Consider the following 13,097-nt stretch of genomic DNA (forward strand, 5'->3'; position numbering starts at 1 on the left):
CCACCGTTCAGGGGGCGGGCCGCACCGGGGTTCGGGGGGTCAGCGCTGGTAGATGGCCTCGACGTCGGCGGCGAAGTCCCTCAGCACGACGTTGCGCTTGAGCTTGAGCGAGGGCGTGAGGTGCCCGCTCTCCTCCGAGAAGACGGTGTCCAGCAGACGGAACTTCTTGACCGCCTCGGCGTGCGAGACGGCCGCGTTGCCGTCGTCGACCGCGGACTGGATGGCGGCCAGCAGGTCCGGGTCCTCGCGCAGCTCGGCGAGCGTGGCCGTGGCCGGCTTGCCGTTCAGCTCCTTCCACTTCGGGAAGAAGTCCTCGTCCACTGTGACCAGGCAGCCGATGAACGGCCTGCGGTCGCCGACCACCATGACCTCACCGATCAGGGCGTGCGCCCGGATCCGGTCCTCGATCACCGCCGGGGCGACGTTCTTGCCGCCCGCGGTGACGATGATCTCCTTCTTCCGGCCGGTGATGGTGAGGTAGCCCTCGGAGTCCAGCGAGCCGATGTCGCCGGTGGCGATCCAGCCGTCCTTGAGCGTGGCGGCGGTGGCCTCCGGGTTGTTCCAGTAGCCGGTGAACACCTGCGGGCCCTTGAACAGGACTTCGCCGTCCTCGGCGACCCGGACGGCCGAGCCGGGCAGCGGCTGGCCGACCGTACCGATCTTCGGCTTGTCCCACGGGTTGAAGGCGGTGGCCGCACAGGTCTCGGTGAGGCCGTAGCCCTCCAGGACGGTGAAGCCGATGCCCCGGTAGAAGTGGCCGAGCCGCTCGCCGAGCGGGGCGCCGCCGGAGATCGCGTGGGTGGCCCGGCCGCCGAGCGCGGCGCGCAGCTTGCTGTAGACCAGCTTGTCGAAGAGCGCGTGCTTGATCCGCAGGACCAGGCCGGCGCCGCCGGCGTCCAGCGCGCGGCTGTACGCGATCGCGGTGTCGGCGGCCTTGTCGAAGATCTTGCCCTTGCCGTCGGCCTGGGCCTTGGCACGGGCGGTGTTGAAGACCTTCTCGAAGACTCTGGGCACGCCGAGGATCAGGGTCGGGCGGAAGGCCGCGAGCTCGGCGGTGACGTCCTTGATGTCCGAGACGTGGCCGAGCTTGATCGGCGCCATCGCCGGGGCGATCTCGGCGATCCGGGCGAGCACGTGGGCCAGCGGCAGGAAGAGCAGCACCGAGCTCTCGCCGGTGCGGAACAGCGGCGCCAGGCGCTCGACCACGTTGCCGCACTCGGCCATGAAGTTGGCGTGGGTGAGCTGACAGCCCTTCGGCCGGCCCGTGGTGCCCGAGGTGTAGACGATGGTGGCGATCGCGTCGGCGTTCGCCACCGAGCGGCGCTCGTCGACGGTGGCCTCGGCGACGTCCTGCCCGGCCGCGGCCAGCGCGCCCAGCGCGCCGTTCTCGATCTGCCAGGTGTGCTTCAGCTCCGGAAGGCGCTCGCGGACCTCCGCGACCACCGCGGCGTGCTGGTCGGTCTCGGTGAGGACGGCGACCGCCCCGGAGTCGCCGAGGATCCACTCGACCTGCTCGGCCGAGGAGGTCTCGTACACCGGCACGGTGATCGCGCCGGCGGTCCAGATCGCGAAGTCCAGCAGCGTCCACTCGTAGCGGGTACGGGACATCAGCCCCACCCGGTCGCCGGGCTCGATGCCCGCGGCGATCAGTCCCTTCGCGGCGGCGCGCACCTCGACCAGGAACTGGGCGGCCGTCAACTCCTGCCACTGGTCGTCCACCTTGCGGCTGAGCACCGCGACGTCGGGGTGCCGCTCGGCGTTCTGGTGCACGAGGTCGGAGAGGTTACCGCCGCTCGGTACCTGGTAGAGGGCCGGAAGGCTGAAGTCGAGCAAGACTGCTCCTCGTTCGCGACGCTGCGGGACGGCAGGACGTTACTGCCCGGTAGGCAGCTTCGACCAGGGGGGTCGGCTCCGGTGTTCGAAGTGTCACACCTTTACCCGTCCGACCAGGCCGTGACCGGGTCGTTCGACTGGCACCCTACGGCAGCGCCCCGGTGACCGGCCGGTAGCCCGCCGTCCCCGCCGCGACCGGCCCGCCGGAGCGCCCCGGGCGGGGCCGAGCCCCGGGCCGGACGGCGGTGCCGGGCGCGATAGCCTGCTCCGGGCGCACCCGACCGAGCAGGCTCGGCCGGGCCGGCAGCAAGGGACGACGCGGAGGGCCATTCCATGGCGGAGCACACCAGGTCGAGCATCACCATCGACGCGACCCCGGCGGCAGTGATGGCCGTGATCGCCGACTTCGCCGCCTACCCGGCGTGGACCGGTGAGGTCACCGAGGTCGAGGTGCTGGAGCGTGACGAGAGCGGCCGTGCCGCGCAGGTGCGCCTGGTGCTCGACGCCGGCGCGATCCGCGACGAGCACGTCCTCGCCTACACGTGGGACGACGACCGCGAGGTCGGCTGGACCCTCGTGCGCAGCCAGATGCTCCGCTCGCTGGACGGCTCCTACACGCTCGCCCCGCTCGGCGGCGGGCGCACCGAGGTGACCTACCAGCTCGCCGTCGACGTCAAGATCCCGATGCTCGGCATGATCAAGCGCAAGGCGGAGAAGGTCATCATCGACCGGGCCCTGGCCGGTCTGAAGAAGCGCGTCGAGGACACCGGCTCCGGGAAGCGCGCCGAGGGCTGACAGTGAGGAACGGGGGCAGGGCATGACGGCGACACGCACCATCCTGGTCAGCGGCGACGCGGCGGCGCCCACGGTGGCGGCCGCCACGGCGCTGCACGCCGCCCGGCAGGGGCGCCGCACCCTGCTGCTGGCCGCCGACGACCCGCACCGCACCCTGGACACCGTCCTCGGTACCCGGCTGGAGCCGGAGCCCACCGCCTGGGCCCCCGGCCTGCACGTCCTCCGGATCGACGAGCAGGCCGCCTTCCGGCACACCCTCGGCGAGATCGGCGGCCGGCTCAAGCCCGCCCTCGACCTGCTCGGCGCCGACCCGCTCGACCCCGAGGAGCTCACCGCCCTCCCCGGCACGTCCCGGCTCGCCCTGCTGCGCGCCCTTCCGGCCGCCGAGGCCGACGTCCTGGTGGTACTCGCCCCGCCCCCCGCCGAGCTGATCGCCACCCTCGCCCTGCCCGAGCAGGTGGAGCGCTACCTCGCCCGGCTCGTCCCCGAGCAGCGCCAGGCGGCCCGGGCGCTGCGCCCGCTGCTGGCCGGCCTCGCCGGGGTGCCGATGCCCGCCGACTGGCTGTACGAGATCCGGACCAAGGCCGCCGACGCGCTCGCCGCCGCCCGGGCCGCGATCACCGCCCCCGGTACCAGCGTGCGGCTGGTCGCCGGCGCCGACGGCCACCCCTTCGAGGAGCTGCGCCGGATCCGCTCCGGGCTGGCCCTGCACGGCCACCGGCCGGACGCCGTCGTCCTCCACGGTGTGCTCCCGGACGCCGCCGCCGACTCGCCGGACCCGTGGCTGGCCGGGCTGGCCCGCCGCCGCCGCGAGGAGCTGGCCCAGCTGACCGCGGCGAGCGACGTCCCGGTACTGGCCACCGGCCCCGCCGAGGCCACCCTGGAGGCCGTCGCCGACCGCCTCTACGGCACCGGGCCGGGCCCGGTGCCGCTGGCCCCCGGGCCGTGGACCGTCGAGGACAGGCTGGCCGAGGACGGCCTGCTGGTCTGGCACCTCGCGCTGCCCGGCGCCGAGCGCGCCGACCTCGACCTGGTCCGCCGCGGTGACGAACTGGTGGTCGGCCTCGGCGCCCACCGCCGGATCCTCCCGCTGCCCTCGGCGCTGCGCCGCTGCACCGTGGCCGGCGCGGGGCTCCAGGACGGGGCGCTCGCGGTCCGCTTCGCGCCGGACCCGGCGCTCTGGCCCCGCGGCTGAGCCCGTCCGGGCCCGACCCTTCCCGGCCTGCTGTCCGGCCCTGCCCGGCCGGCGTTGCCGGGCCTGCGGCGAGATCGACCGGACGGGATCCGTCGGGCCGTCCGGTAGCGTCGGAGCCAGTGGCCGCGGGCGCGGCCGGAGCCGAGGAGACGCGCGATGACCACCGCCGACGACCGCACCGAGCAGGCCGCCGAGCACCCCTTCGGCCCGGAGCTGGGCCCGCTGGTGGACGAGGTGCGCCGGCTGGCCGCCGCCGTCGGCCAGAAGGCGCAGGAGGCGAGCGCCGACACCCTGGTCTCGCTGGCCGGCTTCGCCGACCGCCTGCGCGAGCAGCAGCCCGACGTGTACGGGCACCTGGCCGCCGCGGGGAGCGGCCTGGCCGCGGTCGGCGCCGAGCTGGCGGCCGCCTACCGGGCCGCCGTGGTCGGCCACGAGCATCGCTGGACCGCCGGCGACCGCGCCCGCAGCGAGCACATCGACCTCGACACCCCTGACGGGCCGTCCGACAAGCAGTGAAGCCCTGACGTCCGGCCGGTGACCGGTCGGATCCCGAACGTGACAAACAGGGTGGGAACGTACGACTTTTGAAGGAGTCCGGCGCGGTTGCCGCCAAATTGTCTTCGGTTAATGTATGCGACGGGTGTACGGGGGCTGGGTTGGGCGGTAGCGTTCCGTCCAGCGGGAACGAGTGAATAGCTGAGGGACACATGGCTCTGACCATCGGCGTCGACGTCGGCGGGACCAAGATCGCGGCAGGCGTGGTCGACGAGGCGGGCGAGATCCTGGCCAGGACCAGGGTGCCCACCCCGGCCGACCCCCAGTGGGCCGTCGACGCCATCGCGCAGGCCGTACGCGAGCTCAAGGAGCAGTACCCCGACGTGGTCGCGGCCGGCATCGGCGCCCCCGGCTTCGTCGACCGCAGCCGCTCCACGGTGATCTTCGCCCCCAACATCGACTGGGAGGACGAGCCGCTGCGCACCCGGATCGAGGAGCTCACCGGCCTCGACACCGTGGTCGAGAACGACGCCAACTGCGCCGCCTGGGCGGAGTTCCGCTTCGGTGCCGCCGCCGAGCACGAGGACATGGTGCTGATCACCGTCGGCACCGGCATCGGCGGCGGGATCGTGCTGGACGGCCGGATGCACCGCGGCCGGTTCGGCGTGGCCGGCGAGATCGGTCACCTCAACATGGTCCCGGACGGCCTGCCCTGCGGCTGCGGTGGCCGGGGCTGCTGGGAGCAGTACGGCTCCGGCCGGGCGCTGCGCCGCTACGGCCGCGAGAGCGCCGCCGCCGACCCGCTCCGCGGCGCGCGGATGCTCGAGCTCAACGACGGCGTGGCCGAGACCATCCGCGGCATCCACATCACCCAGGCCGCCGAGGAGGGCGACCCACTCGCCCTGGAGTGCTACGCCGAGCTGGCCGACTGGCTGGGCCGCGGCATGGCCGACCTGGCCGCGCTCTTCGACCCGGGAGTGTTCGTGCTCGGTGGCGGCGTCTCAGACTCCGGCCGCCTGCTGCTCGACCCGGTCGCCAAGGCCTTCGAGCACTACCTCACCGGGGGGGTGCACCGTCCGCGCGCCGAGGTGGTGCTCGCCTCGATGGGCTCGGCCGCCGGCATCGCCGGTGCAGCCGACCTGGCCCGCACCGTCTGACCGCGGGCCGCACCCCCGACGGCGGCGCGACCGGAGCTCCGGTCGCGCCGCCGCCGTGTTCCGACCCGCCCGGTGGGCCCGCTGGCGTACGGTCGTCACCGGAGCGCCACCGGACGCACGGGGAGGACCGCGCATGACCACCGGACCGACCGAGCTGCCCCCGCCCGGACCGGGAAGGCTGCGGTTGCTCAGCTACAACATCCGCTCGCTGCGTGACGACCGGCACGCCCTGGCCCGGGTGATCCGGGCCTGCGAGCCGGACATCGTCTGCATCCAGGAGTCGCCGCGCTACTGGCGCCCGCAGGGCCAGGCGGCCTGGCTCGCCCGGGAGACCGGCACCGTGGTGCTGTCCGGCGGCGGCCGGATCGCGGCCGGCCCGCTGCTGCTCGGCCGGCTCGCGGTGGAGGTGCTCGGCGTGCACGACCGGCTGCTGCCCAAGACCCGAGGTCTGCACGCGCGCGGCTTCGCCGGCGCCGTGGTCCGGGTGGCCGGCTCGGTGCCGTTCTCCGTGACCAGCTGTCACCTGAGCCTGGACCCGGACGAGCGGTACGGCCAGTTCGGGATGCTGCTCGACCAGCTGCGGAGCGCCGGCCCCGGGGTGGTGGCGGGCGACCTCAACGAGCACCCGGACGGGCCCGGTTGGCGCCTGCTGGCCGAGCGGCTGCAGGACGGCCACCTCGCCGCGCCCTGGGGCGGTGAGTTCACGTCCGTCCCGGACAACCCCCACCAGCGGATCGACGCCGTCTTCGCCACCCCCGACGTCCGGGTCCTCGCCTGCGGGGTCCCGCACGGGCTGCCCGGGGTCACCGATGCCGACCTGCGGGCCGCCACCGACCACCTGCCGGTGCTCGCAGTCCTGGAGCTGCCGACCGGCTGAGCCGCCGCGGCGGCCGGGGAGCGGCCGTCAGACGACGGCGCCGCCGTGCGGGTCCTCGGGCTCGTCCCCGTCGCGTTCCTTCATCCGCACCACCAGGGTGACGAAGCCGCCGAGGAAGGCGGTCACGCCGACCCAGGCCGGCCAGCCGGAGACCTCGCGCCAGACCACCGCGTCGAAGAGCAGCAGCGCCGGGCCGCCGAGCACAGCCAGCCAGGCGAACTTGGCGGTGGTGTCGGCCGGGGGCAGCGGCGGCGGCTCCGGCGGGACGAAGTGCTCCTCGTCGGTCTCCGCGGCCAGCTCGAAGTCACGCGGACCCGAGCCGGCGGCGGGCATCACCGGCCGGCTCGACCGGGGCCGGGGCTGCGGTGCGAGGTCGGAGAGGTCGTCCGGATCGGTGCGGGGCCCGGCACCGTCCTTGGAGCCGCCCTTCAGCTCGCCACGGGCGCGCAGGTCCTCGATCTCCGGCCAGTCCGGATTGTTGAGGTCGACGGGGTCGTCGAACTGGGCGATCAGCGCGGCGAAGATCTCGTCCTGTTCGGCCTGGCTGCGCTCGGGCGCGCGGCGCACCCGCGGCGCCTCGGCGGCCTCCTGGGCGGTGCCCTCGGCACCGGGACCGCCCGGCTCCGTCTCGTCCCGGTCGGCGCTGCTCCGGTCCGCTCCGTCCCGGCCGGCCCGGCCCGCGCCGGCTCCGGCCGGCCCGGCTCCCGGGCCCCCGGCGGCGGCCGCCCTGGTGCCCTCCGCCTTCGTGTCCTGCGCGTCCTCGCGGGGCGCCTCGTCCTCGCCGCCCGCCGTGCTGCTCTCGTGCACTTCCGGCCCTTCAGCCCTGGTGATCGTCGGATTCGACCCGGGTGGCGCCCGCCGCGTGCGCGGAAGCCAGCCGTCGGATGAAGTCCCCACTGGCCGCGAATATTTCCGGTGCGTCGTGGTCCAGCGTCGCGACGTGGTAGCTGCGCTGGCACAGCCGCTCCGTCACGTCGGTCGAGGATATCCGGGCCAGCACCAGTTCGGAGTTGGCCGCGGAGACGACGTGGTCCTGCGGGCTGTGGAAGAGCAGCACCGGCTGGGTCACCTGCGGCAGCCGGCCCTGGACCTCCTTCCAGAGCCGGGCCAGCGACCAGGCGGCGTGCAGGGGCGTCCGGTCGTAGCCGACCTCGACCGCGTCCGGCCGGGCGATGTCGTTGGCCACCCCGGCCAGGCTCGGCACCAGGTGCCGCAGCACCGGCAGGAGCACACTCGCCGGATTGTCCGAGCGCACCGACGGGTTGACCAGCACCAGCCCGGAGACGGCCGGACCGTGCAGCGCGGCCAGCCGCAGCGCCAGTGCGGAGCCCATCGACAGAGCGCAGACGAAGACCTGCTCGCACTCGGCCGACATCGCCAGCAGCTCGCGCTCGACCTCGGCGTACCAGTCCTCCCACCGGGTGACCTGCATGTCCTGCCAGCGGGTGCCGTGCCCGGGCAGCAGCGGTACCGAGACGGTGAAGCCGGCCGCCGCCAGCTCCTCGGCCCACGGGCGCAGCGACTGCGGCGAGCCGGTGAACCCGTGGCAGAACAGGACGCCCACCGGTCCGCCCCGGTGGCGGTACGGTTCGGCACCGGGCAGCAGCGGCATGGCGGACTCCTTCGCGGGCGGGGACGCTGGAGGACGGTCGGGAACGCTGGAGAACGAGGACGCGGGGCGGCGCCGGGAGGGGCGCGCGGGAGCGGGAGCTGCGGGAAACCGCATCGTCCCACGGGTGCGCCCGTGCCGTACACCCCGCGGGACGGGGGCCGGACGCCCGGTGGCGGAGCCCGCCGAGCGGCCCGCCGGGGCGGGGCGGGGCGCGGGCGGCGGTCGCGGGGCATTAGGATCGACCGGTCCGCATAACAGGAGGCCCGGGTTGTTCTACCGACTGATGAAGATGATCGTCGCGCCACTGCTTCGGATCTTCTTCCGGCCGTGGATCGAGGGCGAGGAGAACATCCCCGCCGAGGGTGCAGCGATCATCGCGAGCAACCACCTCTCCTTCTCGGACTCCTTCTTCTTCCCCGCGCTGATCAAGCGCCGGGTGACCTTCATCGCGAAGGCCGAGTACTTCAACACCCCCGGGCTGAAGGGCAAGCTGACGGCCGCCTTCTTCAAGGGCGTCGGCCAGCTCCCCGTCGACCGTTCGGGTGTGCGCGGCGCCGGCGAGGCGGCGATCCGCAGCGCGATCGCGGTGCTGGAGCGCGGCGAGCTGTTCGGCGTCTACCCGGAGGGCACCCGGTCGCCCGACGGCAAGCTCTACCGCGGCAAGGTCGGCGGGCTGGCCCGCGTCGCGCTGGCCACCGGCGCGCCGGTGATCCCGGTCGCGATGATCGACACCGAGAAGGTGCAGCCGCCCGGCCAGGTGGTCCCCAACTTCGGCATCCGTCCGGGCATCCGGATCGGGCGCCCGCTGGACTTCTCGCGCTACCACGGCATGGAGAACGACCGCTTCATCCTCCGTTCGGTGACGGACGAGGTGATGTACGAGATCATGCGGCTCTCCGGCCAGGAGTACGTCGACATCTACGCGACCGCCGCCAAGCGGCAGATCGCCGACGACAAGAAGCGCGCGGACGCCGAGCGCAAGGCCGTCCAGAAGGCCGAGCAGGCCGCCGCCAAGGCGGAGAAGGCCGAGGCGGAGAAGGCCCAGAAGGCGGCCGAGCAGGAGCAGAAGGCCGAGCAGGAGCAGAAGGAGAACGGGTCGGCCTAGGCCCGGCCCGGGCGGGGGAGGGGCGATGACGGACGGCGGCAGGACCGGGGCGGTCGGCGGGGCGGTCGCGGCGGGCGGCATGTCCGTCGAGCTGCCGCTGTGGCAGGCCATCTCGTTCTTCCGGGTCCTGGCGCTCGCCTATGCGGTGCTGCGCTACCTCGACTCCTACATGGCCTTCCGTCACCCCGTCGCCGGCTGGATCTACCTCGGCGCGCTGACGCTCTGGACGCTGGCCAGCACCCGCGCCTTCGCGGGGCCGCAGCGCTGCACCTGGTACGTGCTGGGCACCGACCTCACCCTCGCCGTCACCGGGATCGTGATGAGCGGTCTGACCGACGATCCCGACCGGATCAGCCACGGCGCGCCCACCCTGCCCACCATCTGGGCGGCCGGCACCGTGCTCGGCTTCGCGGGCAAGGGGGGCTGGCGCTGGGCGGCCGCGGCCGGTTCGGTGATCGGGGTGGCGAACATCCTCGGCCACGGCGGCCCGACCGGCGACAACATCCACAACATCGTGCTGCTGATGGTGGCCGGCTGCGCGATCGGCTACGTGATCGAACTGGCCCGGGCCAGCGAGGCGACGCTCACCCGGGCGCTCCAGGTGGAGGCCGCCACCCGCGAGCGCGAGCGGCTCTCCCGGGACATCCACGACGGCGTGCTCCAGGTGCTCGCGCTGGTCCAGCGGCGCGGCGGCGAGCCCGACGCGGACTTCGCCGCGCTCGGCCGGCTGGCCGGCGAGCAGGAGCGCGCGCTGCGGGCGCTGATGAGCGGCGGCCCGCTGCCGGCCCAGCGCACCCCGCTGGAGCCGCAGGACCTGCGCACCGTGCTCGGCGCCTACGCGGACGAGCGGATCACGCTCTCCGCGCCGGGTACCCCGGTGCTGCTGCCGGCCGCTGCGGCGGGGGAGCTGGCCGCCGCGGTCGGTGCCGCGGTGGACAACGTCCGCCGGCACGCCGGGGCCGGGGCGCGCGCCTGGATCCTGGTCGAGGACGAGCCGGACGCCGTCACGGTCAGCATCCGCGACGACGGCCCGGGCTTCGCCCCCGGCCGGCTGGGCGAGGCGGAGCGGGCCGGCCGGCTGGGCGTCTCCCAGTCGATCCGCGGCCGCCTGCTGGACCTCGGCGGCACGGCCGAGCTGTACTCGGCGCCCGGGGAGGGCGTCGAGGTCGAACTCCGCGTCCCCAGGAAGGGCTCCGATGACCGACCAGCCGACCACTGACGGGCCGCGCACCGGCGGGCCGACCACGGACGGTCCGACCGCCGACGGGGCGGCGACCGGCCGGCCGACGGCCGAGCAGCCGGGGGCCGACCGGCCGGTGCGGGTGATGGTCGTGGACGACCACCCGATGTGGCGCGACGCCGTCTCGCGCGACCTCGCCGAGGCCGGGCTGGACGTGGTGGCCACCGCCGGCGACGGCGAGGAGGCGGTCCGCCGGGCGCGGGCCTGCTCGCCGCAGGTGGTGGTGCTGGACCTCAACCTCCCCGGGCTGTCCGGTGCCGAGGCCTGCCGCCAGGTGGTCGCCCAGGACCCGTCGGTGCGCGTCCTGGTGCTCTCGGCGAGCGGCGAGCACGCCGACGTGCTGGAGGCGGTGAAGTCCGGCGCGACCGGCTACCTGGTGAAGTCCGCCGGCCGGGAGGAACTGCTGGACGCGGTGCGCCGGACCGCCGTAGGCGACGCGGTGTTCACCCCCGGCCTGGCCGGGCTGGTGCTCGGCGAGTTCCGCCGGCTGGCCGCCGAGCCCGCCGCGCCCACCGCGCCCGCGGTGCCGAAGCTGACCGCCCGGGAGACCGAGGTGCTGCGGCTGGTCGCCAAGGGCCTGTCCTACCGTCAGATCGCCGACCGGCTGGTGCTGTCGCACCGTACGGTGCAGAACCACGTCCAGAACACCCTGGGCAAGCTCCAGCTGCACAACCGGGTCGAGCTGGTCCGGTACGCGATCGAGCAGGGCCTGGACGACGGGATCTAGCGGGGCGCGCACGGCGCGCCCCGCCCGACCCCCTCAGCCGCGGACGGCGGCGGCCTCCCGCAGGAGGCCGGCGACGATGTCCACACCGTTGCGGGTGAGCACGGACTCCGGGTGGAACTGCAGCCCGGCGAAGCCGGGGCCGCGCAGTGCGTGGACGTCGCCGGTCAGCGGGTCGCGGGAGAGCTCGACCCCCTCGGCGGCGAGCCGGGCGGCGTCCTCGTCCGAGGCGCGGGCGGTGAAGGTGTTGTAGAAGCCGACCGTGCGCCGGGTGCCGAAGAGGTCGATCACCTCCTGTGCGCCCTGGAACGGGACGGCCTTGCGGGCCAGCGGCAGCCCGAGCGCGTCCGCGAGCAGCTGGTGGCTCAGGCAGACGGCGAGCAGCGGCGCGGTCCGGGTGCCGCCCCGGGCGGCCGCCAGCGCGTCGGCGACGACCGGGCGGAGCACGGCCATCTTGCCGTCGTCGGCGGCCGCCGGGTCGCCCGGACCGGGGCCGAGCACCAGCGGGCCGCGGTGGGCGGAGACCTTCGCACGCAGGCCGGGCTCGTCGTAGCGGACCACGCCGACCCGGTGGCCGAGCGAGGTCAGCAGGTGGGAGAGCATCGCGGTGAAGGTGTCCTCGCCGTCCACCACCAGGGTCGGCTCGGCCAGGGTGGCCACGGCCGGCTCCTGCATCCGCAGCCAGAACGGGGCCAGGCCGGCGCGCCGCGCGTCCAGGGCGGCCTGGACGCGGTGGTCGTCGGCGAGCCGCGGGCCGACCGGGCCCGGTACCCGGGCGGGCGCCGGGCGGGCGCCGATCGCGGTGAGCACACCGGCGGCCTTGGCGTGGGTCTCGGCCACCTCGGAGGCGGGGTCCGAGTGCCGCACCAGGGTCGCGCCGACCCGGACCACCAGCCGGCCGGTGGCCGGGTCGATGTCGGCGGCCCGGATGCAGATCGGCGAGTCGAGCAGCTGACCGCCGCTGGCGGAGCGGCCGATCAGGGCCAGCGCACCGGCGTAGTAGCCGCGCCCGCCGCGCTCGTACCGGCTGATCACCCTGGCCGCGTTCTGCACCGGGCTGCCGGTGACGGTGGCGGCGAACATGGTCTCCTTCAGCACCGCGCGGACGTCCAGCGAGGTGCGTCCGCGCAGCTCGTACTCGGTGTGCGCGAGGTGGGACATCTCCTTCAGCCGCGGGCCGAGCACCTGGCCGCCGAGGTCGCCGACGGTGCACATCATCTTGAGCTCCTCGTCGACCACCATGGTGAGCTCCTCCAGCTCCTTGGGGTCGTGCAGGAAGGCGAGCAGCGAGTCGAGGTCGGCGCCGCCGGCCGGATAGCGGTAGGTGCCGGAGATCGGGTTCATCACGACGGTCCCGCCGCTCTGGCGCACGTGCACCTCGGGGGAGGCGCCGACCAGGACGCGGTCGCCGGTGTGCACCAGGAAGGTCCAGTAGGCGCCACGCTCCTGCTCCAGCAGCCGGCGGAAGAGCGAGAGCGCGAGCTCCGGCGAGCAGTGTCCGCCGGCGGCTCCGCCGCCGGCCCCCAGGGTGGCGGTGAAGTCGCGCCGGATCACGAAGTTGGCGCCCTCGCCACGGCCGATCTCGTCCTCGATCACCCGCCGGACGATCGCGGCGTACTCCTGGTCGTCGATGTCGAACGAACCGCCGGCGAGCGGGACCGGCACCCGCGGGAGCAGCGGGGCGAGCTCGGCCAGCGGGACGGCGTACTGCTCGGCCACCGAGAGGGCCCGCAGCGGGGTGGCGTCGTCGTGCACCTCGAAGCCGCGCTCGCGGAGCTGGCGGAACGGGACGAGGGCGAGCAGGTCGTGCACCGGGCCGTCGGCGGGGACGCCCTCGCGGACCGGCAGGTCGGCCAGGTGCTCGTAGTCGCCGACGGTGCCCAGCAGCACCTCGACGGTGTCCGGCGCGAGCCGGGGCGTGCGGCGGTGCAGCAGGGCGAAGGCGGGTGCGTCCGGGCCGGTGAGGCGGGCGAGCAGGTCGGCGGCGGTGGTCACGTGCGGCTTCCTTCCGGGTGGAGGGCGGGGGGCGGTGCTGGGTTCCGCTCCCGGGAGGGCCGTCCGGTG

Annotated in this window: 12 protein-coding genes; 8 read left to right on the forward strand and 4 right to left on the reverse strand. The window is 74.7% G+C overall.

Features of this window, described 5'->3' with window-relative positions; translation table 11 throughout:
- Window positions 1-39 precede the first annotated feature (39 nt).
- Window positions 40-1,833 carry an AMP-dependent synthetase/ligase gene (locus ACF9IK_RS25970; RefSeq protein ID WP_395296506.1) on the reverse strand — a complete coding sequence of 598 codons (1,794 nt, stop codon included), beginning with the start codon at window positions 1,831-1,833 and terminating at the stop codon, window positions 40-42.
- A 333-nt stretch (window positions 1,834-2,166) separates the two neighbouring features.
- Here ACF9IK_RS25970 and ACF9IK_RS25975 point away from each other — a divergent pair, with 333 nt between their 5' ends.
- From ACF9IK_RS25975 to ACF9IK_RS25995, 5 genes are all read left to right on the forward strand, one after another.
- Complete coding sequence (locus ACF9IK_RS25975; protein WP_395296507.1) at window positions 2,167-2,628, forward strand: SRPBCC family protein; 462 nt, start codon at window positions 2,167-2,169, stop codon at window positions 2,626-2,628.
- A gap of 22 nt (window positions 2,629-2,650) precedes the next feature.
- On the forward strand, window positions 2,651-3,823 hold the full coding sequence (locus ACF9IK_RS25980) for an ArsA family ATPase (RefSeq protein ID WP_395296508.1): 1,173 nt from the start codon (window positions 2,651-2,653) through the stop codon (window positions 3,821-3,823).
- 156 nt (window positions 3,824-3,979) lie between these two features.
- On the forward strand, window positions 3,980-4,339 hold the full coding sequence (locus ACF9IK_RS25985) for a DUF5304 family protein (RefSeq protein ID WP_395296509.1): 360 nt from the start codon (window positions 3,980-3,982) through the stop codon (window positions 4,337-4,339).
- Between the two features lie 191 nt (window positions 4,340-4,530).
- Window positions 4,531-5,475 (forward strand): ROK family glucokinase, encoded by a 945-nt coding sequence (locus tag ACF9IK_RS25990; RefSeq protein ID WP_395296510.1) that lies wholly within the window; start codon window positions 4,531-4,533, stop codon window positions 5,473-5,475.
- Window positions 5,476-5,608: 133 nt separating this feature from the next.
- Window positions 5,609-6,352, forward strand: coding sequence for an endonuclease/exonuclease/phosphatase family protein (locus tag ACF9IK_RS25995; protein ID WP_395296511.1), 744 nt, complete (start codon window positions 5,609-5,611; stop codon window positions 6,350-6,352).
- Between the two features lie 27 nt (window positions 6,353-6,379).
- Here ACF9IK_RS25995 and ACF9IK_RS26000 read toward each other — a convergent pair whose 3' ends face one another.
- Window positions 6,380-7,159 carry a hypothetical protein gene (locus tag ACF9IK_RS26000; RefSeq protein WP_395296512.1) on the reverse strand — a complete coding sequence of 260 codons (780 nt, stop codon included), beginning with the start codon at window positions 7,157-7,159 and terminating at the stop codon, window positions 6,380-6,382.
- Window positions 7,160-7,169: 10 nt separating this feature from the next.
- Window positions 7,170-7,964 carry an alpha/beta hydrolase gene (locus ACF9IK_RS26005; RefSeq protein ID WP_395296513.1) on the reverse strand — a complete coding sequence of 265 codons (795 nt, stop codon included), beginning with the start codon at window positions 7,962-7,964 and terminating at the stop codon, window positions 7,170-7,172.
- Between the two features lie 283 nt (window positions 7,965-8,247).
- Between ACF9IK_RS26005 and ACF9IK_RS26010 the strand changes: the two genes are divergently transcribed.
- The 3 genes from ACF9IK_RS26010 to ACF9IK_RS26020 all read left to right on the forward strand — a co-directional run bounded on the left by ACF9IK_RS26010 (window position 8,248) and on the right by ACF9IK_RS26020 (window position 11,036).
- On the forward strand, window positions 8,248-9,069 hold the full coding sequence (locus ACF9IK_RS26010) for a lysophospholipid acyltransferase family protein (protein WP_395298682.1): 822 nt from the start codon (window positions 8,248-8,250) through the stop codon (window positions 9,067-9,069).
- Window positions 9,070-9,094: 25 nt separating this feature from the next.
- Window positions 9,095-10,288 carry a MacS family sensor histidine kinase gene (gene macS / locus ACF9IK_RS26015; protein ID WP_395296514.1) on the forward strand — a complete coding sequence of 398 codons (1,194 nt, stop codon included), beginning with the start codon at window positions 9,095-9,097 and terminating at the stop codon, window positions 10,286-10,288.
- Window positions 10,289-10,394: 106 nt separating this feature from the next.
- The gene (locus ACF9IK_RS26020) at window positions 10,395-11,036 is read left to right on the forward strand and encodes a response regulator (protein WP_395298683.1); all 642 of its coding nucleotides are present in this window, start codon (window positions 10,395-10,397) and stop codon (window positions 11,034-11,036) included.
- A gap of 33 nt (window positions 11,037-11,069) precedes the next feature.
- On the opposite strand, the gene ACF9IK_RS26025 is transcribed toward ACF9IK_RS26020, so the two are convergent.
- Entirely contained in the window at window positions 11,070-13,028 is a 1,959-nt protein-coding gene (locus ACF9IK_RS26025) for an anthranilate synthase family protein (protein WP_395296515.1), read from the reverse strand.
- Window positions 13,029-13,097 lie beyond the last annotated feature (69 nt).

Origin of the sequence: Kitasatospora hibisci, assembly GCF_043950205.1 — a bacterium.
Classification (GTDB): domain Bacteria; phylum Actinomycetota; class Actinomycetes; order Streptomycetales; family Streptomycetaceae; genus Kitasatospora; species Kitasatospora hibisci.

Coding starts and splice junctions, on each gene's coding strand:
- ACF9IK_RS25975 (WP_395296507.1), top strand. CDS start 2,167: ATGGCGGAGCACACCAGGTCGAGCATCACCATCGACGCGACCCCGGCG.
- ACF9IK_RS25980 (WP_395296508.1), top strand. CDS start 2,651: ATGACGGCGACACGCACCATCCTGGTCAGCGGCGACGCGGCGGCGCCC.
- ACF9IK_RS25985 (WP_395296509.1), top strand. CDS start 3,980: ATGACCACCGCCGACGACCGCACCGAGCAGGCCGCCGAGCACCCCTTC.
- ACF9IK_RS25990 (WP_395296510.1), top strand. CDS start 4,531: ATGGCTCTGACCATCGGCGTCGACGTCGGCGGGACCAAGATCGCGGCA.
- ACF9IK_RS25995 (WP_395296511.1), top strand. CDS start 5,609: ATGACCACCGGACCGACCGAGCTGCCCCCGCCCGGACCGGGAAGGCTG.
- ACF9IK_RS26005 (WP_395296513.1), bottom strand. CDS start 7,964: ATGCCGCTGCTGCCCGGTGCCGAACCGTACCGCCACCGGGGCGGACCG.
- ACF9IK_RS26010 (WP_395298682.1), top strand. CDS start 8,248: ATGAAGATGATCGTCGCGCCACTGCTTCGGATCTTCTTCCGGCCGTGG.
- macS (WP_395296514.1), top strand. CDS start 9,095: ATGACGGACGGCGGCAGGACCGGGGCGGTCGGCGGGGCGGTCGCGGCG.
- ACF9IK_RS26020 (WP_395298683.1), top strand. CDS start 10,395: ATGGTCGTGGACGACCACCCGATGTGGCGCGACGCCGTCTCGCGCGAC.